A 17,627-nucleotide genomic window follows, 5' to 3' on the forward strand; every position below is an offset into this window, starting at 1 on the left:
GGAAATGGAAAGCAGATCGGCGCGGATAATTTCAGGTTCATTTGCAGGCATTGTGGGTTGAGAGCCGCGCTGGTTGCCGCTGATGTGTGCTGAGAATGAGGTGTAAATGCAGGTTCGATCATTTATAAATGCAGGCCGCTACAGGTATACCGCATTTATCATCTCGACGGCCTGAGTGTAAAACGCAGGCAACGCCGCAAGGGGCTAACAACTGAGCGGTTTCCGCTTCCGCTTCTTCCCCCGGATGCGGCTGAGCTGAGATGGTCGATGATTTTTGTCATGGATGCACTTGCCAGCAGCTGCAGGATTAAGTGCCTGACCTGTTTGGATTATTTAACGAAGGAGTGTATGGCGATCATTACGGTATTCGGGATTACAGGCGCTCAGGTGACACGCATTATGGACAGAATCGCGCTGTTTCGGGCCCCCCCTGTAATGATAAGAACTGTTATAAGCCCGGAATTCACTTGCCACGCGTTCAATCAATGGATCTTCGAACATGGTTTTGAGTTGCGCTTAATCCAGCAGGGCAAGCCAAACCAGAATGGATTTATTGAGCGTTTCAATGGGCACTGTCGTGATGAATGCCTGAATGAGCATTGGTTAATGCGATATTCTACATACCCGGGAAATCATTAATGACTGGCAGCAGGATTATAACGAGTGTTGACCACACTCATAGCTGAATTACCTGACACTAGCTGAATATTAAGTGGGCTGGTGATACGGGAAACATGAATAAAAATCACGCGACATTACTAACCTAAGACTGTATCTAATACTCGGGGCAGGTCAAGGAACGGAATTAGTGTAAAAATAGCGCTGAATTAGGAATTCAAAACAATAAACAAATGAAAAAGCAAGCATTGTCTTAATCTTATTGGTTTTTTATTGATATTTATTTTTTTATAACTTAAATTAAAAGCATAAAAAATGAGATTTTTATGGTACTTGAGACAGAAGAGTAATGCCCTGTGAATTGTGATTTAATTATAGGTAGGAATTATAATGCTAAATGTAAAAACAGACACTAAGATAACGAGTGAATATTTACTAAAGTCAAGAGAGGAATTTTTAACTACCCTTGGGAATGGAAAAATACCACTTACTTCAGAGTGTGCAAAATGGGTTTGCTCTGAAGCATCCAGGCATGGAATGTATATTAATCATATTGAGTCTGGAGATTTGGTAAATTACACATACACGCCTTATTGTTATTTAATTTTGAGCTCAAAAGATATCATTAATAATGACGCTAAATTACACCACAACAACAACCATGCTACTTGCATTATATGCTCCCATGAAGAAATGGGATGTAAATTATTTAAGATTAAACTAAATAAATACATTGAAGTATAATTCAAAATTATCTTTGATAAAAATGGAAAAAATTTAGAAATTTTTAATCATATCACATCTCTTCTTTTGTATTTCAATAGATTTCCTGATTGATGTCCTTGCATTGCGAAGGCATGCTCCTACAGCTCCGCGATTGTCTGTAATATGACTCCTGAAAAACACTTGAAACTCTATATTGTAGTATTTCTGGCACAGAGAGTGCAAGATAAACCCTTGGGAATAAAGTCCTGAGTGTACTATTTTAGTATATTTCAAATAAAACCCATCTTATGCGTTTTTCATATCTCTTATTCTACACTCTGTCTTATCTTGACGCATCATTTTTTCACTTTTAAATCTATGTAGAATCTCTTCCTTTAGCATGGCTTCCCGTGCTTCATCGCGCATTTCTTTACGCGCGTTCCACAGGCACTTTGCCAACGTACGCCTGTCATCGAGATAATGGCTGCGAATAACTCGTTTAAAAATATCCCTACCTGAACTCATTACAAGTAAATGAGTCAAAAAACCATTCATCACAGGACTGGTATGAGCATTTTTTCTGTACTTCATAATCCATCTCCCAAAAATCAAGAAAGTAGTCTCATTTAAAATAAATTTATATTAAATTCATGGTATTTCCGTATTGTGTTTTTTTCATAGAAATAACAAGTTACCTAAATTCTCTTTGAGAAAATCAACTTATATTTTTCGTGCGCACGGTCTAATTAATCATAAAATCCTCAATCACGGGTTTTAGCGACCCTATTGAGTTGAAGTGCTGTAGGTATAAGTAAAGTAAGAAAGCATAACACTATAATATAAATAAAACTCCCGCTTGGGAGTTTGAAAATATTTACAAGTACGGCACTAATCAAAAATGAAATAACCATAACACTTGCAATGACGAGCATTGAGTTTAGTCGAAAAAAACGGCTTATGATCTTCATGTCATGACTCCTAATCATCTCTGTTAATTTCTTACTGAATTTAAATTCATCCCTCGTTAATATTTAGATTATAATTAATAAAATAGCAACAAAAAAGTAGAAGTGAAAATATAGCTTTTTTCATCCCGAATAGAGAATATAATTTTATTCAATAAATTCAGTGGCTTGTGAAGTTAATTTTGTCTGGGTAACTGAATATATTCAGATTATTCTCAAAAGGTAGGGGCACACACGCTGCGATCAAAAAACAACCAGCCTGTGTATTGCATTTAAGAATCCCGAGATGACAATTGGATTTCTTACTATATATTTAAATTGGCTTAAGGTATTCTTTGATTTAACACCTAATGAAGCCCATTAATCAAAATGAGCATAGTTTATTTTACAATCCTCCCTAAAAAGATTGGTATACTTCTCTTTGATGTGTTTAGTCTGCGCTTACATACAGTGATGGCATAACGTAACACTGAGTGCCACTCGGGGGTTGCTGTTTTGGCAAGGTAATTATTCAGCGCTGGTATTAATTCAGACCACAAATATATGTGTTCACTTTTCCTATGTTTCTGTTTCATTTCTTTAAAAACGACATCAACTTCTTTCTTAATTTCAACAATACCCGTCCCTTGCTGATGTTTAGCAGCAAGGCGTCGTATCTTAAGTACGTAGAATTCTATATTTATAACTTGCATTATGAAAGCACCCTCATTTGCATCAAAAATTACTAATTAAAAAATTTTATTTAAAATAGTTAGGATATAAGTGTTTTTCTACGCTTTTAGTCAGCTTGTTGCAAGTTTTTTTAAAAAAGATAAAAATTTGAATTTCAACTCAGGATGGTTTAGCTGTATTGACTAACGATTCTTGCCTGCGGATAGTTCTAACTTAACTTCATATAATTGGTGTTATATGAAGATAGGATCCCTTTGAGGATCCGGGTATGATAGGGATCAACCGGTTCCGCCCCCGGAAATGAGCAACATACAGGCAGCGCTACGTGAAATCTGACAAAGAAGCAGGGTATGACATCAGCAGATTTTGCGTAGCGTACAAACTCTCAGGTGAGGTTGCAAAATGACCAAATCGAACACTGTTTCACCCTCTTCCAGTTTGGCGGTGGTCCCGGACGAGGATCTGGCAGCCCGGCTGCGGGAGTTTGTGCAGGACAGGGAAGCGTTCTCTGACAACACCTGGCGGCAGTTGCTCAGCGTGATGCGCATCTGTGGTGCCTGGGCACAGAAAAACGGACGCAGCTTTCTCCCGATGTCCTCGTCCTGCCTGCGTGACTATCTGTTATATCTGCAGTCAACCGGCCGGGCCTCCTCAACCATATCAACCCACGCGGCGCTGATCTCGATGCTACACCGTAACGCCGATCTTAATCCCCCGAACAGCTCGCCGCTGGTCTTCCGGGCGGTTAAACGTATCAACCGTACTGCCGTGGTTCAGGGAGAGCGTGCCGGCCAAGCTATCCCGTTCCGGATCCGAGACCTGATGAAGCTCGATGCAGCCTGGGCGGAGTCAGTCTATCTGCGCGAGCTAAGGGATTTGGCCTTTTTGCATGTGGCCTATGCAACTCTGCTCCGCATCAGTGAACTTGGCCGGCTGCGCGTCAGGGACGTCACCCGCGTCGCCGACGGACGGATCATCCTGGACGTTGCATGGACCAAAACCTTAGTGCAGACAGGGGGGCTGATTAAGGCGTTGGGCGATCTTTCCACGACGCGCCTTACGCAGTGGCTGATGGCTTCAGGTCTGGCCTCAGAGCCTGATGCGTTTATATTTTCCCCTGTGCATCGTACGAATAAGGTCAGGGTGAATACGGAAAATCCGCTCACCACGCGTGCAATAGAGGATATTTTCAAACGGGCGTGGCAGGAAGCTGGGCCTGATGGGGAAATCGCCGGCAATAAGAACCGTTACCGGGGTTGGACCGGTCACAGTACACGGGTAGGTGCTGCTGTGGATATGGCTGCGAAAAACTACAGCACAGCGCAGATCATGCAGGAAGGAACGTGGAAAAAACCGGAAACGGTAATGCGCTATATACGGCACGTTGAGGCACATTCTGGTGCTATGGTGGATCTTATGACTACCTATAATATACTCAGTGATTAAGGGGTATGATGAAATTACCTGTAAGTAACTCTGTAAAACGGGCCATTCACTTTGAAAGATGTTCCACATAGTGACTATGTACCTTGAGGAGATAAACATGCGTAAACCGCCTCACCGAATACCAAATTATTACCGTGCTCAAGGCCGTTGTAGCTGGATGTATATTTGAAGAGCTTCTCTCGGAGCAGGAATATCCGGATCTTCGTACTACAACTGAACAGCGTAACTTCCTAAAAAAAATACGTCGAAAAATTACCGATTTATGGATCAATCCTGATATATTAAAAGTACGTGGTATTAAAGCCGGGATACTTATAATACCACCAAGTTTCTTGTGCCTTGTAAAACAGATTGCATCGGCAATACATGCTTGTGGCAAAGTTACCGGGAGCCCCTCTGACTTAGGACTAGCGGAGAATACTGACGATTTGTTTAACAGTAATCGATTCTTCATGGTATGTTCTCAGGTAACTTGATGAAGATATTACTCACATATCGGTCTAAAGTTAACTGGGAGGGAATCAGAATGTTAAGTTTAAAATAATTTTCTTATGGATGATGATTTTCTTTGTTGATTTAAAAAAAAAGCCGTCCATATGGGCGGCAAGGGTGTTTAAACATACAACTACCAACTCATAATTATTATAGCTATGATTTTTATACTGTAGAGGCAGTTTTGCAAGGTGGTTAATTGAAATTTTGTTGTGATTTTTTTGTAAGCCTGAACTTATCTTTCCCGAAGATTAGCTAAAATTTTGAGTTAGTAAAGTTACTTGTTTATACTTATCAAAAGCTTAGAACCATTCCTAAAGATATTTTCGGCGTGATTAACCATGACCCAGAATATTATACAAACTTAAGCAGGATCAATCGCATAAATTCCGGTTTATTATTCTGTAAACCTGCATTTTCTTACAAATACATAGCCATTGTCTGTTTTCAGTAGTTGTGATAACTGACGTCTCAACGCGATGCTGTCCAACATTTCAGCCACTTCTGTTGTGCACTGATTTTGACTACTCAGATCCCCGGACACCTACGCGTCTAGAGCTCGATTACCGTCAGCAGGCGGAGCCCGTGACCGTAAATCAACGCAGCGGGGAAAAAATCGATACCTCCTATGTGATTGGAACACAGCCACAGCGGCTGTAGCTGAAGTTTTGGCGCAAATTTATTGTGGCAAGAGCGTTTAAGCCGTAGCGATAACCCCTCTCGCGGTAAAACCGGTGAATGAGCTTGTGATTATCGCGCCAGTCTTCCCGTTTCAGCATGACCTGGAATAATGGATGCGGGTTTCAGTCATCTCCCTGATGCGCAGTCACAGCCAGTTGTCGTTTGCCGCAGTGGAGCGGTGCCATAACGAACCGCGGCTGATCTGCGGCGCAAAGCACATCTGTCTTTCGCTGAAACTGTTGCGTGCCTGTAAGACCCTGGCCCACTATCGCAGGTGTACCAGCGTCACCTCTTTTTGCCAGCACGTGCTACGGCATGCTCTTGTTGAGGCTTAGATCGATAATCTGTTTCTTCATGCGAAGGTCTTCCTCCTCGAGTTGCCGAATATGTTTGGTTCTGACGGTAAAATCCTGCCGCGCTTTTGCGCCAGGTGTAGAAAATGGCGCTGGGGCTGCCGGGCCTGTTTCAAACCTTCTGGCACGGGTGTACGCAATCTAGCCTGTTTCAGGGCAAAGCCAAATGACTCTTGGGTGAATCGAGACTTTTTGACAGGCATAACCTACGCTCAGGAAGTCAATCTTATACCGGGGTTATTAACCGAGCTTTTTATCTAATCCTTGGGGTAGGTAAGGGGTATTTCACTACGGGCTGAGTCAAGCAGTAAAAAAAAAACGATAAATCAATGTATTAAATTTCCTACTTTCCTAAATATTATATTGAACTATGCTTGATGAAGCAGGTCGTGTCTTTAATTAAAGAGGAATATTGCATGGGGCTTTTAGATTTCGTTAAACATGCTGGTGAGAAGGTATGGGATGCTGTTTCGAGTCATGATGATAGTGATAAATCAGGAAAGCTTAAAGAGCATATCAGAAGCCTAGGACTTCCGGGGGCAGAGTCAGTCGAGGCGAGTGTCGCAGATGACGGAACCGTGACACTGAAAGGCAATGTATCCTCACAGGAAGTTAAAGAAAAAATACTGGTAGCAGCAGGTAATGTGGAGGGCGTCAGCAAAGTAGACGACCAGTTAAAAGTTTCTACTGAAGAAAGCAAACACGAGAGTACTTACTATACCGTTAAGTCTGGCGATACTCTTAGCGCTATATCACATGCGGTTTATGGGACAGGGAACAAGTATCAGTCAATTTTTGATGCAAACAAACCTATGCTGAAAAGCCCTGATAAAATCTACCCTGGCCAAGTTTTGATTATACCGAAAAGTGATTAGTTCTTGATGTTACTTCGAAAATGATACGAAGGAAAACGAAAAATGGGACTTTTGAATACTGTAACAAACACCCTTGCAGGGCAAGGGGCAAGCTCCTCACCCTACCAAGTTATTTTCACATGGATAGAGGAGCAAGGTGGATGCGGGGCAATTCTTGAAAAATTTAAAGCTGAGGGATTGGAAAATCTCATTCAGTCGTGGTTAACATCAGGGGATAATCTACCTTTATCTCCTGAGCGAATAACAACTATTTTAGGCTCTCCTGCAGTTCAGAATCTGGCAGTGAAACTCGGCGTTGATTCAGAAAAAGCGTCAACTATCCTGGCAGAATACCTTCCTAAAATCATCGATACCCTCTCACCTAATGGGCATATTTCTGAGCGTAATGACCTCGTTTCGTCAGGTGTGAAATTGCTTGAAGGTAAGTTTTTCAGTTAGTATTAAAGGCCGGTTTTCTCGGCCTTTAATCAAATAAGTCGACATTAATGGCTGCTCTTACCATAAGTGTTTGACCGGTTTGCGTTGATTTCTAACCTGCGATATAAGAAGTATATTTATGATGACCGATCTTATTGCCTTAAGGTTGTATCTGATCCTCTGGCCGGACAAAATCAAGATAAAGATGGACGGTAAGTATGCAAAGACAGCTACTTTTCCCGTTGCAAAGCTATCCCATCCTTCAGATAAAGGCCCGTTATGCTTTTTTTATGCTTCTTTACGATGCAAGATAAAAAACAACATCTATCCTTAGTATGTTAGATACAGATATCCCCAATATGAGGCATTTGCGATGTATAAAAAAAGCGTGACTTTTCTCTTTATAGCTTCAACTTTGTCCTTCTCACTAACCGCCTGCTCCTCAAATCAGGCAATTAAAACTAGCGACGGGCGCACTATTGTTACAAATGGCAAGCCTCAGATAGACAGTGACACTGGGCTGGTTTCTTATAAAGATGCTAAGACAGGCCGAACCGAACAGATAAATCGCAATAAAATTACCAACATGAGTGAGCTAGATAACTGATAAGGAGCGTGTTATGAAGAAACTAATTTTTCCTGTCATGGGGGCGATCATTGCACTTTCATTACTTACTGGGTGCACACGGACAAGCTATGCTATTCATACAGTTGACGGTCGAACCATTGTGAGCGATGGTAAACCCAAAGAGTCGGATGCTGGTTTACTTGGGTATGTTGATGCTAATGGTGTAAAACAGCAGATTAACAAACAGGATGTCAAAGAAGTCTCTGAGATACCGCATTAATGCATAACCGCCTCCGGGCGGTTTTTTTACATCGCTCATTAATTCAGGTGTGCATATTAATCATCAAGGATATCCTTGAGATGGTAGCCCATTAAAGTTATATTAATATACAATAACATAATCCTTCAGGAAGAAACTATGCCGGTGTTTTGTTTTTTCAAAAAAGGCAATCATATTAATGCGCTCGATGTAAATGACTTAGACGGTTCTGTTTTCCTGCAGGAATGGGGGTATAAAAAGCAACCTGAAGAGGTGAATGCTCTTAATGCTCATTCCGCGAAAGCACTGTTTAATCAAATTCGTAATGAAGAAAAATCGACTCACCACGCACTCTCTTTCAGAAATTTTTTGGCGCTGATACTAAGCCTGATTGCAATATCAAACTGGTTATTTCTTTAGGAGCTCTAAATTTTTCTAGGATGATCCTCTAAGATACGTATCTATCTTTTAATGAACTGGTGTAGAGAGATACCGGTAATGTTGAGTCCGTTCATTGCGCGTCTGGACTGTGTCAGTCCCTTAACGCCGACCGCGTTTTTGTTTTCAATACGGAAGATGCTGGCTTTGTCGCTGTAAAACGTCAGCGGCTTGACGTGCTGCTCTAGGTAGCCGCGTATGGCTTCAAAATAGGTTAATGCAGAATCTGATTTTACAAAATGAAGTACCATCAGGCGGCTGGTCGCATCATCGACGTAAACCAGAGGCGTGCAGGCCGGGCCGCGTTCTGCATACCATCTGCGGTCAGAGCCGTCGATCTGGATGAGTTCGCCGGTGCGACGACAGTGTGGTTACTAGCTCTTCGTTGCTAGAAGTCTGCGGGGGATGCGTGTGATCCGGATTTTACTTTTACCCAAATCCAACTCTTTACAAATAAATGACCTGCTCTTCGTAAAAGTTTGTAGGGCTTTTACGCGCATGAGTAGTAATGCCACACGCACGCTGGATTATCACTTCCCTGAGGGATTTTTTTCAGAAAAAAATGAGGAGGACGCCGGTTATAACTTTATGGCTGGAGGAACGTGCCGGATAGGGGTGATGCACGTATCCGAACCGACCGGCAACAGCGCTGCGGGCTCACCGATAGTGATGAGGTAATCACAGGCCCGGGGCCCGACCGTCGCTCAGAAAGGGGTGGAAGGTGTTTTAAGGAGTTCTTGAGTTGCGGCGCCAATAGCCTCCTTTGCACTGGCGTACGCGACAGACAGCATTACAGGGCCGTCGCTCCAAGCCGGAGTGAGTGTCACTTTACGGGCTGGTTTGCGGCTCGCCTTTCGATTTATGTGTACGGGCATAAAACCCCAGTTGAACAGGAAGGCACGCTTTCCGTCCGGAAAAAGCGGCGCTCAGATTAAAGTAAGTAAGACAAACGCAGTAAGGATATCGCTGCAGGATATCGAACATTCGGGTGACTTGACGCGTGGCATCCAGCCTGAAAGTAAGATGAAAGCTGCTTATTCAGCTCAACGAAGGTCAGATCCTCCCGCCTTTAACTGGGAAGGGAAGTGGTAAGGTTATTTTTCAAACAACTTCACCCTAACACTTTTCGGTCTGCAAGCCCATGTTTATCGCATTTATCTGCGGCTTCTCTGTGGTGAACCACAATCACCCGGCAATAAAGATGTCTATAGTGGCTTTTGCTTTTAACAGACACCAAAAGTATGACTTAACAAAAGATGAAGATGCTCTCCACAGCAGTTAACTGAGGTTTTACGTGTACAGGTAGTAGTGACATACCATGTAAAATTATCACTTAATGGTGAAATTTGTTGCTGAAAACAGTGAGGAGGACGCCGGATATAACTTTATGGCAGGGGAATGTGCCGTACAGACGTAATGCCCGTATCAGGCCTGCAACAACGCACCGGGCAAAACGGAAGTGATGACGTAATCACCAGTCCCGGGGCCTGGCGTCGCTCAGACAGGGTCGGAAGTATCGGCCATCAGCATCAGGGTCTCCTGCAGGACCTGCCTCTGCTGTGCTTCCTCTGCGCAGAATGCCAGTTTCACCGCCAGCAGCAGCCTCAGCTCAGAGGTTAAGGTTTCCCTTCTTTTTCAGAAGTTGCTGTGATCCGGCACCGATGACCTCCTTTGCACTGGAGTACGTGACGGGTAGCATCACAGGGCCATCGTGCCCGAGTTAGTGCATGTCGCTTTACGGGAGGATTGCAGCCCGCCTTTCGATTTCTGTGTTTGGGCATACCCCTATACTGTATGAAAAGGCGTATTATTAAATCTGAGACGGCGAAGCCAGGAGACAAATGAGTAAGACTTATGCTTTGAAAAGATTCTGCAGGATGACGCTCTTTTAGAAACCCTGGCCGGGCTCGAATACACCGGAATTGTAACGACAGATGAGCGTTTTTTGGTCGTAGAAGGCGCATGCATCATCCCTGCAACTGGATAGCTGGTGCGGTACGATCACCCAAGCAGGATGATCTGTTCCTTTGCCGCTGTCTGGTCATTGCTGAAAAATGAAGCCTGTTTCGCCTTAAACTGGCTAACGATATTATCTGGTTACTGAAAGAAGGGTGGTTAATGGGAGTCGGGGTAGATTTATCCGACAAGTTTGAATATCTCTGATGTTCCAGAGGTGGTTATCTTCTGGCGCAAAATATCTGTTCAGGCTCTAGCGCATCCTCCATGCAATTAAGCGGACCGAAATTTCACACGGCGTGCTCGGCGAAACATAACGTTAGGGGTGCCATGTCTCTGCTATCGACTCATTTTTTTAGCTGTTCTCGCGCAGGCGGCCCTTGAAGGGCATAACGCCCTGACAGCAACGTACGAGAAACCCTTTTTATCAACCTAGATGAAGTCCTGCTCATCACGGAGTTGATTAATAGTACGATAGCCGGCCCCTTCCTTGGAGCGAATCTGCCATTCCCCAAATGGCTGCTACGTACTTCGCGAAGCGCCTGAAATACAGTATGTCTTTGTCGATGAGCATCAGGCTTACTTCCACATTTAATCCATGTGCTATGCACTTGCGCGTGGTGGCTCGCAGCCTCAAACGTTGCTGAGCGATTCATCCTGACGGTGACCTGCTCCAGACTCAGCGATTAAACAGCATCCGGAGTAGCGCCGTCAGGTGTTCCGCCTCGGCCTCATCGACGTTTCCGTCAAGCCTTGCTATCAGCTTCAGGCACAATGAGGTTCGCGTCATCCGCCTCTCCTGACGCAGGATCTCAACGGTGATGCGGCCCAGTAGCTCAATCTGACAGGGGTGTATTACCTGGCTGAAATAGCCGGTCAGCCTGGCGTCTTTTCCCGGCGGTAGTCCGTCCTGTCGCATGCAATACCCGTGAGTAATGAATAAGGTCGGGCGCAAAATAACCGATGCAGGGGCACGTGTACAGCAGTAATCCAGAGGTGCCCTACCTTTTTAACTGTTGAAACAGTTAGTCCCGACGTTTCAGCAATATAAACTAGCGAGCGAGGCTCTGTGAACAGCAAAATAGCGGCGGGCGTCAGCATAACTTTACGCCATCTGCGCTCAGGTAAAAGTTCCAGCAATCATCAACTTTGCCGAAACCTACGTCGCCGAACGCTGCGCAGAACAGCTATTCACCGGATTGATGTTACGCGTCTTGCAGCTCAAAATGCCTGACACACTGTCAGGAAACCATTAAAGATTCAACAGCCCTGCCACACGTGTCCGTCGTCGTAATACCGGAAAAAAAGGGCTCCGAAGAAGGCTAATCTTGTGCAGACATGCCATATTAAAACTTTCCACTACACATAATATCTTTTATCTGAGGAAAACATCATGACAACAGCAAAACGCGGTGGAGCAGGAAACTTTGCGGTTGACCCGGCACGCGCTTCTGAAGCAGGCAGCAAAGGTGGTGCCGTCAGCGGCGGAAACTTCAAAAATTGTCCAGAGCGTGCGCGCGAGGCTGGCCGTAAAGGTGGACTTATCAGCCGTCGGGGCCCAAAACCTGAGGTTTAATTAAGTCCCATATAAGCAAGACGCGGTTTATCGTATTTCAGGTGCTTAGGATAATGCGCTAAAGGTATTTGTACAGCCCCTGTTTTCAGTCGGTCAAGCGACGACACTGAAATACCAAAGCTGTTGAAGTGCAGAGCATGCCTGATGATTATAATGAAACCAGGTGATAACTGGCGGAACTGCGGTAAAAATGCGGATATTAACGTTTGCTCGCTTATCTACGAGCTGGCTGACGCCTGGGGAAATGCTGCGAGTTGCGTTCAGATAAGAGGGACCAGTTGAAATGGGTCACCGGATACGGTCGTAGCTCAACGCTCTAATATCTCTCCCGTCCGGTTCAGAAATCGGAAAGACTTTTTTCCTGCGCCCAGACACACACGCTGAACATAATATTTTTGAGTATTATACAAACCTTTCATTGTACAGCTTATGATTTGTATCAACCCCAACCTAACTTATTGTTTAGTATAGATAAGCACTTTTTGCACCAAAAGAAAAGTTATACAGAAACACAATGCCTGTACAAGTTTGATTTGATTGTATAACTTTACGTCATACAGGCCCGACTAGATTATACCCATTAAGAGGTTAACTATGCGTCAGAGCAATATGAAATACCCGGACTCAGCCAGCGAAATTGCGCACTATTTCAGCAAGATGTCTGCGCCGAACCAGCAGGAAATTCTGGGGCAGATTGTCATTGAAATCCTGCGCGCTGGCAAAACCCTCAACCGCAAGGCCATATGTAGCAAGCTGCTGCACCGCTTTGAAGTGGCATCCAGTCTCGAAGAAGAGCATCACTATCATACACTTATCGGCATGCTGTTTGAGCGTTGAATTAACGTTGCGCGCTGCGTGTCCTTATAACCATCTGGGGAGGCCCTGCCATCTTGCGCAGAGGGCTTGAACTGGGAAATGTGGGAAAGATGAATACAGATTTAACACGCCTCGTCGACGTTATAATGGGTGAAGCAGTGGTTGCTCTACTAAAAAGTGAAGACCACATTAGTGCGGACTCTCTTGCTATGCGGCTTCGCGCCATGAGCGAGGGCGAGAAGAACCCGGAAAAGCGTGATGCCATCGCCCTGGCGTTGTGCGAGGTACAGAGAGAATTTTTACCGTTGCGCTAGAGTCGCGACACAAACGTGCTGGCTTTTGATGTCCTGGCCGGTACGGGCAGTGACTGTAAAAAATATTCACAAATACTGATCTCTGTGCAGAGCAGAGAGTGGCAGGACGCCCGCAGGACGCGGCTACCAGAGGTAGGCCGTTTTTTTATTTCAGGTATCAGCCTGACCACTTTTGCCCGTGGGGCCTAACGGATTACACAATGCAGCTCAAAGAACAGAACATCACCAACGAAGCAGACATCATTCAGCACGGCAGCTTCGGCGACGCTCTGGCCGCCGAAGCTGCCGTGCTGGACGCCGTCATTCGCGACATCGTTATCCACGGTAAAAATGTGACCACTAAAGAGATTATTCTTTATCTTATCGCCGAGCTCGAAAGCACTTCAGATGTGGTCGAGCTTGATGTGCTTCGCAGCACACTCGAAATTGTGGTAGGCAAAACGCCGGACGATGTAGGCTTCTGAGGCCATTTTTGCTGCTACTGCGTAGCGTGAGTGACGTCGGCCAGCGCAGTCGGGGAATCAAATCCCCCCTGCGAAGCCCACACGGAGCAGCTGACGGCGATGGTGAGGGTTACAGCAATCCAGATTTTCATAGTTATCTCCCGGTTTGAGTTATGTCACACTTTTCATTGTTGCACTCTTTCATTATTGCGCGAGAGGTGTAAGTCAGAGCGGGAGAAATCTGAAGATCAGTGCATCTGCTGAGCCAGCAGCCTGATAGCGCTTTCGCAGCTTTCGCGCATTTTCGCTGTGCCATCCGTTTTGCCCATGCTGTAAAGGGCGCTGGTAATTTCGTGAAGAGTAAGGTGCTGATCCGGCTTAAGAAGGCGCGCTACGACCGTTCCGATAACGGCGTAGATATCTTCGGCGGTGATGTCATCATTCATATGACCCCCATCCGCAAGGTGTGTAAATATACAGTATAACATGAAAGCGCCATGGCAGAAACTGTCGGTTGACTTCAGTGAAGCTTATGCGCTGACCGATCTTCAACTCTTGGCAGTCCAGTCCTTTCACTGGCGCGCGTGTGCATTTCCCGCCGGACCTCTTCGATAGCCCGCAGTCCCGCGCGAACCCGATTTTCATCCGTTTCATTTTCAATGGCCAACCGAAGGCGCTCCGTCAGCACCGCCCATCCGATGGCAACGCCCTCATCCAGCAGTGCCGTGACGGCCTCGCCAATCATAATGTCGGCCATTTTTTCTTCAAAGTCATTTTTCATGGGGGTATCCGGAAGCAGGTTTCGGGCGCAAAGCTTATCACAGCGCTGCTGGCCCGAAAATAAACTAGAGCAATCGTACAGAAAACTTCTTCGATTCACCTTCAATACGCGTCACAGACGCCCTGTCCGGGAGAGGTGTTCTGTCCTGGATGCACCTCATAACAGCACCGCATTTCCCTCACTTGGTTTGAAAAGGCCGAACGAGGCATAACCCTGAGCCAGAAGATGCTGGAGAGCCGGCAGCGCTTGTAGCCGCACAGCACCCGCCCCAGGGGGCCGCATCCTGTTAATCATACGGAGCCCTGATTCTGTTCAAACGGCTTATATCACCTCGCGGGTCTCTGGCCAGGCGACAGACGCTCCCGATGCGGTGAACAGCGCGCCCTGGAAATCAGTGACCCCGGCCGCTTCCAGCCACATCCATTCCTCTGGCTGCTCTATATCTGCCGCAATAACGTTTATCTCAAGCGCCGAACAGCAGCGCAGCACGGCGTGTACCACCGCCTGACGGGGGCCGCTTCTTTGAATATTGCGGACGATCCCGGCGCCGATGCGTACGCGGTCCGGCTGAACGTGGGCCAGCAGCGACAGCCCGGCTGAGCCGTCACCAAAGTTATCAATGGACAGGCTGATGCCAGCCAGCTTAAGCCTACGCACCGCCTGAGAAAACGCCTCCAGCTGAGATATGACTTCCGTCTCCCTGACGCCCAGTATGATCTGCTGCGGAACCAACTCGGCACTTTCAATAGCGTTGACGATCCGATCTACGGCGTCCGGCAACACGACCAGTGTCATGGGCAGAATGCTGACGTACAGCATGATATCGTCCGGGCACGATCTGCCTGCCTTGTTCAGCACAGCGGTGACCGTCGCAAGATTATGTTTGTAGACCGCTTCGCCATAGAGCCCCTCCGGCGCTTCCTCGGGCAGGGCTTCAAGGGCCGTGACCTCACGGGCGAGGGGGTCGACCACCGGGCGGAAGGTGACGCCCGTTGCCGGAGCCGGTGACGTGTTGTCGTCCGGCACAAAGTTCCAGTAATCGGTGGGCAAGACCTCAAAGTAGTTTTCTTTCTCACGTGCTTCCACGAAAGTTCGCAGAAACTGCAGGCCTCGGTCGTCGTAGGTCAGGCGATATTTAGACGTGCCCCGGTCAAGTACCGCCTGCAGTACGCTGACGCTGTCATGGTGCCTCAGGTCGAACAGCTCCATGCCGTGGTTGCCAAAGCGGCGCGACGGTGAGTAGTCGCGCATAAGTTCAACCACGTTGTGGTGACGTCGGTCGGCACAGATGCGACCGTATATGTCCAGCACGCCCTCCTCCGGACCCTCCAGGAGCTGAAAGAAGTGCGTACCGTTAAAAAGCAGGATGCCTGTGACTTGATGCCGGGCGTTCAACAGGCTGGCCTTCTCTACCATGCCTGGAATGATGCTGACGGGTACCTCATCGTCGAGGTGACTTCGGTAAATTATTGTTGTAAGCATTTCAGGTTCCGCATTGCCGTAGATTGTCACGGACATCTTAGCAGCTACCTTCGTTTCCTCAAACCGGACCGGTAATGGGCATGGCGAGATGAGGAATAAATATCAAGGAATGCCTGCAACGATAATTTTTAACGCATGCAGAACCCTTTAATCATAGTTGTTGAAATAAATAATCAATAATTAGTTTTTTCAGAGCATTCTCCGGTCAATTTGGGGGGCTGCATCTAGAATTTACTAGGAGGCTGTCATCAATGTAAAACGGAGGTAGTAAATTTGTCTATTCATAACGACGGGAAAGGGCACGTCATTATTGGCGAGGCGGCACTAAGCCTAGCGCTAAGCGAAAAGGAAATAAGTGTGCGATCGCTTATTTCCGAGCTAAAACACATGGCTGAGGCTGGCGGCAACGATAACCAACTCACTGAAATATCCGAAGCCAGAGACTGGCTGAAGAGCTTCCACGAGCCGGAGCAAGCCGTCCGGCATGTGCCGTACCTGCAGACTCTTGCTGGCCTGAACGACGAGAAGAACTGACACCAAAGGATATAGTCCGGCTCTGGCCGGGAGACGACGATGACCCCAGCGGTCGCGCACAGGCGCGTACCGGCCGGGGAACCTGTCAGGGACGACATCTCCGATAGTATTGTGCTAAACCGACACAAGATTAATTACCATAACTACCAGTCCCTTCATGCGCTGTCTTATTTGGCTGGAAAGAGCCTACGAAATTCGTCACATCTGTCGGTAATCGCCTCGGGGCTGATCAGTCGTGTCGGTGAGTTACTGTCGTGGCGCGTCAACCTGCCGCGGGATAATCTCCGGGTCATCGTGTCAATACGGTTCTCGCTGCAAATTTATCCTGTAAATGCGAGTGCGGGATAAAAGAGTTTTTAAAGGCAGATTATAAAACTGGCAGATTGAGAGGTGGGTATAAAATCAAGTTCCCAGAAGATTCGGTTAGACAAGGTATAAGCTATAGATTAGTTCAGACAAAAGTCATTAACTTATATCTAAAGAGGCTTCGCGCTGGGCGGTTTTCAAAACCCATCTTTGAAGTTAACGCCTTTAATTTTAGGTAGATTTTCGACACTAGAGCAGATCTAAAGACACCATCGGCGTTGGACTTTAACAATTAAACTGCAATAACTCTTTTGAGTCTGCGCTCTGAGGGGATCTGCCTACGGAATATGAATATTGCAGTGCTCTTCAGTTACCTTGTATAGCCGAATGTAGAATACTAGTACTGTCGTAGAAACCCGAACGATAGTATGAAAAGGTTGCAGGCAGGTTGATCGGTATCTACCCCATGTAACATGTCCTCATGTCTTAAAATGAAAAAACCGGCACGGAGCCGGTTTATGTACAACATTAATGGCTACCACTTATAGTGGTTGGAGTCTTCCCAGTCCTTTAACTCTTTTTCAGCCTGCTCTTTGCCGTAACCGTAACGTTCCTGGATACGGCCTACCAACTGGTCACGCTTCCCTTCGGCCACGTCCATGTCGTCGTCGGTGAGTTTGCCCCACTGTTCTTTCACTTTGCCTTTAAATTGCTTCCAGTTACCGCTGATGCGATCTTCGTTCATGCCGGTCTCCTTCGTTAATTCACGGGCTGCCGTCAGGCAATCCCTCTGCAGAGTTTCATGCTAATCAGTATGGTCCATTCATGGCAATTTTCCTGTCGTGCATCACATTCTCGGAGTTTTCCTGAGGTGAAGTCACCCTCCCTGGATAAAGTCTGGTATTTTGGGACTACCCCTAATGGCTGCTT

Annotated in this window: 18 protein-coding genes and 2 pseudogenes; 13 read left to right on the plus strand and 7 right to left on the minus strand. The window is 46.2% G+C overall.

The window, feature by feature from the left end; genetic code table 11:
- Positions 1 to 141: 141 nt before the first annotated feature.
- Both B880_RS24505 and B880_RS26545 read left to right on the plus strand, forming a co-directional pair.
- A pseudogene (locus tag B880_RS24505) lies at positions 142 to 667 on the plus strand (integrase core domain-containing protein); the annotation flags it as partial.
- Between the two features lie 341 nt (positions 668 to 1,008).
- The gene (locus B880_RS26545) at positions 1,009 to 1,362 is read left to right on the plus strand and encodes a hypothetical protein (protein ID WP_071524361.1); all 354 of its coding nucleotides are present in this window, start codon (positions 1,009 to 1,011) and stop codon (positions 1,360 to 1,362) included.
- A 267-nt stretch (positions 1,363 to 1,629) separates the two neighbouring features.
- Here B880_RS26545 and B880_RS0102100 read toward each other — a convergent pair whose 3' ends face one another.
- The gene (locus B880_RS0102100) at positions 1,630 to 1,914 is read right to left on the minus strand and encodes a hypothetical protein (RefSeq protein WP_026042377.1); all 285 of its coding nucleotides are present in this window, start codon (positions 1,912 to 1,914) and stop codon (positions 1,630 to 1,632) included.
- Between the two features lie 1,448 nt (positions 1,915 to 3,362).
- Between B880_RS0102100 and B880_RS0102110 the strand changes: the two genes are divergently transcribed.
- From B880_RS0102110 to B880_RS0102150, 6 genes are all read left to right on the plus strand, one after another.
- Positions 3,363 to 4,406: a tyrosine-type recombinase/integrase gene (locus tag B880_RS0102110; protein WP_017345732.1), complete on the plus strand. Its 1,044-nt coding sequence runs from the start codon at positions 3,363 to 3,365 to the stop codon at positions 4,404 to 4,406.
- A 1,942-nt stretch (positions 4,407 to 6,348) separates the two neighbouring features.
- Positions 6,349 to 6,807 (plus strand): peptidoglycan-binding protein LysM, encoded by a 459-nt coding sequence (gene lysM / locus B880_RS0102125; RefSeq protein ID WP_017345734.1) that lies wholly within the window; start codon positions 6,349 to 6,351, stop codon positions 6,805 to 6,807.
- 42 nt (positions 6,808 to 6,849) lie between these two features.
- On the plus strand, positions 6,850 to 7,245 hold the full coding sequence (locus B880_RS0102130; RefSeq protein ID WP_017345735.1) for a YidB family protein: 396 nt from the start codon (positions 6,850 to 6,852) through the stop codon (positions 7,243 to 7,245).
- A 352-nt stretch (positions 7,246 to 7,597) separates the two neighbouring features.
- Positions 7,598 to 7,831, plus strand: coding sequence for a YgdI/YgdR family lipoprotein (locus B880_RS0102140; RefSeq protein ID WP_017345737.1), 234 nt, complete (start codon positions 7,598 to 7,600; stop codon positions 7,829 to 7,831).
- Positions 7,832 to 7,844: 13 nt separating this feature from the next.
- Positions 7,845 to 8,072, plus strand: coding sequence for a YgdI/YgdR family lipoprotein (locus B880_RS0102145; RefSeq protein ID WP_017345738.1), 228 nt, complete (start codon positions 7,845 to 7,847; stop codon positions 8,070 to 8,072).
- Between the two features lie 138 nt (positions 8,073 to 8,210).
- Entirely contained in the window at positions 8,211 to 8,471 is a 261-nt protein-coding gene (locus tag B880_RS0102150) for a hypothetical protein (RefSeq protein WP_017345739.1), read from the plus strand.
- 68 nt (positions 8,472 to 8,539) lie between these two features.
- On the opposite strand, the pseudogene B880_RS26990 reads toward B880_RS0102150, so the two are convergent.
- Positions 8,540 to 8,860: pseudogene (locus B880_RS26990) on the minus strand (ISNCY family transposase); the annotation flags it as partial.
- A gap of 2,264 nt (positions 8,861 to 11,124) precedes the next feature.
- Positions 11,125 to 11,364 (minus strand): hypothetical protein, encoded by a 240-nt coding sequence (locus B880_RS0102175; RefSeq protein ID WP_017345743.1) that lies wholly within the window; start codon positions 11,362 to 11,364, stop codon positions 11,125 to 11,127.
- 474 nt (positions 11,365 to 11,838) lie between these two features.
- Here B880_RS0102175 and B880_RS0102180 point away from each other — a divergent pair, with 474 nt between their 5' ends.
- The 4 genes from B880_RS0102180 (at position 11,839) to B880_RS0102200 (ending at position 13,615) form a co-directional block, all read left to right on the plus strand.
- Positions 11,839 to 12,021, plus strand: a complete 183-nt coding sequence (locus tag B880_RS0102180; RefSeq protein WP_017345744.1) for a general stress protein — start codon at positions 11,839 to 11,841, stop codon at positions 12,019 to 12,021.
- A gap of 594 nt (positions 12,022 to 12,615) precedes the next feature.
- Positions 12,616 to 12,858 (plus strand): regulatory protein YcgZ, encoded by a 243-nt coding sequence (ycgZ, locus tag B880_RS0102185; protein ID WP_017345745.1) that lies wholly within the window; start codon positions 12,616 to 12,618, stop codon positions 12,856 to 12,858.
- A gap of 89 nt (positions 12,859 to 12,947) precedes the next feature.
- On the plus strand, positions 12,948 to 13,151 hold the full coding sequence (locus B880_RS24510; protein ID WP_017345746.1) for a hypothetical protein: 204 nt from the start codon (positions 12,948 to 12,950) through the stop codon (positions 13,149 to 13,151).
- 200 nt (positions 13,152 to 13,351) lie between these two features.
- Positions 13,352 to 13,615 carry a biofilm development regulator YmgB/AriR family protein gene (locus tag B880_RS0102200; RefSeq protein ID WP_017345748.1) on the plus strand — a complete coding sequence of 88 codons (264 nt, stop codon included), beginning with the start codon at positions 13,352 to 13,354 and terminating at the stop codon, positions 13,613 to 13,615.
- 227 nt (positions 13,616 to 13,842) lie between these two features.
- Here B880_RS0102200 and B880_RS0102210 read toward each other — a convergent pair whose 3' ends face one another.
- The 3 genes from B880_RS0102210 to B880_RS0102220 form a co-directional block, all read right to left on the minus strand.
- Positions 13,843 to 14,040 (minus strand): hypothetical protein, encoded by a 198-nt coding sequence (locus tag B880_RS0102210; RefSeq protein ID WP_017345750.1) that lies wholly within the window; start codon positions 14,038 to 14,040, stop codon positions 13,843 to 13,845.
- Positions 14,041 to 14,114: 74 nt separating this feature from the next.
- Positions 14,115 to 14,375 (minus strand): hypothetical protein, encoded by a 261-nt coding sequence (locus B880_RS0102215; protein WP_017345751.1) that lies wholly within the window; start codon positions 14,373 to 14,375, stop codon positions 14,115 to 14,117.
- Positions 14,376 to 14,696: 321 nt separating this feature from the next.
- Positions 14,697 to 15,857, minus strand: coding sequence for a diguanylate phosphodiesterase (locus B880_RS0102220; protein ID WP_026042378.1), 1,161 nt, complete (start codon positions 15,855 to 15,857; stop codon positions 14,697 to 14,699).
- A gap of 273 nt (positions 15,858 to 16,130) precedes the next feature.
- On the opposite strand from B880_RS0102220, the gene B880_RS0102225 reads away from it, so the two are divergent.
- On the plus strand, positions 16,131 to 16,391 hold the full coding sequence (locus B880_RS0102225) for a hypothetical protein (RefSeq protein WP_017345753.1): 261 nt from the start codon (positions 16,131 to 16,133) through the stop codon (positions 16,389 to 16,391).
- 841 nt (positions 16,392 to 17,232) lie between these two features.
- Here B880_RS0102225 and B880_RS0102230 read toward each other — a convergent pair.
- Entirely contained in the window at positions 17,233 to 17,442 is a 210-nt protein-coding gene (locus B880_RS0102230; protein ID WP_017345754.1) for a CsbD family protein, read from the minus strand.
- Between the last annotated feature and the right edge of the window lie 185 nt (positions 17,443 to 17,627).

It is taken from the genome of Pantoea sp. A4, from assembly GCF_000295955.2.
Lineage (GTDB): Bacteria > Pseudomonadota > Gammaproteobacteria > Enterobacterales > Enterobacteriaceae > Pantoea > Pantoea multigeneris.

Excerpts from the sequence above, each read along its gene's own strand:
- B880_RS26545 (WP_071524361.1), top strand. The coding sequence starts at position 1,009 with ATGCTAAATGTAAAAACAGACACTAAGATAACGAGTGAATATTTACTA.
- B880_RS0102100 (WP_026042377.1), bottom strand. The coding sequence starts at position 1,914 with ATGAAGTACAGAAAAAATGCTCATACCAGTCCTGTGATGAATGGTTTT.
- B880_RS0102110 (WP_017345732.1), top strand. The coding sequence starts at position 3,363 with ATGACCAAATCGAACACTGTTTCACCCTCTTCCAGTTTGGCGGTGGTC.
- lysM (WP_017345734.1), top strand. The coding sequence starts at position 6,349 with ATGGGGCTTTTAGATTTCGTTAAACATGCTGGTGAGAAGGTATGGGAT.
- B880_RS0102130 (WP_017345735.1), top strand. The coding sequence starts at position 6,850 with ATGGGACTTTTGAATACTGTAACAAACACCCTTGCAGGGCAAGGGGCA.
- B880_RS0102140 (WP_017345737.1), top strand. The coding sequence starts at position 7,598 with ATGTATAAAAAAAGCGTGACTTTTCTCTTTATAGCTTCAACTTTGTCC.
- B880_RS0102145 (WP_017345738.1), top strand. The coding sequence starts at position 7,845 with ATGAAGAAACTAATTTTTCCTGTCATGGGGGCGATCATTGCACTTTCA.
- B880_RS0102150 (WP_017345739.1), top strand. The coding sequence starts at position 8,211 with ATGCCGGTGTTTTGTTTTTTCAAAAAAGGCAATCATATTAATGCGCTC.
- B880_RS0102175 (WP_017345743.1), bottom strand. The coding sequence starts at position 11,364 with ATGCGACAGGACGGACTACCGCCGGGAAAAGACGCCAGGCTGACCGGC.
- B880_RS0102180 (WP_017345744.1), top strand. The coding sequence starts at position 11,839 with ATGACAACAGCAAAACGCGGTGGAGCAGGAAACTTTGCGGTTGACCCG.
- ycgZ (WP_017345745.1), top strand. The coding sequence starts at position 12,616 with ATGCGTCAGAGCAATATGAAATACCCGGACTCAGCCAGCGAAATTGCG.
- B880_RS24510 (WP_017345746.1), top strand. The coding sequence starts at position 12,948 with ATGAATACAGATTTAACACGCCTCGTCGACGTTATAATGGGTGAAGCA.
- B880_RS0102200 (WP_017345748.1), top strand. The coding sequence starts at position 13,352 with ATGCAGCTCAAAGAACAGAACATCACCAACGAAGCAGACATCATTCAG.
- B880_RS0102210 (WP_017345750.1), bottom strand. The coding sequence starts at position 14,040 with ATGAATGATGACATCACCGCCGAAGATATCTACGCCGTTATCGGAACG.
- B880_RS0102215 (WP_017345751.1), bottom strand. The coding sequence starts at position 14,375 with ATGAAAAATGACTTTGAAGAAAAAATGGCCGACATTATGATTGGCGAG.
- B880_RS0102220 (WP_026042378.1), bottom strand. The coding sequence starts at position 15,857 with ATGCTTACAACAATAATTTACCGAAGTCACCTCGACGATGAGGTACCC.
- B880_RS0102230 (WP_017345754.1), bottom strand. The coding sequence starts at position 17,442 with ATGAACGAAGATCGCATCAGCGGTAACTGGAAGCAATTTAAAGGCAAA.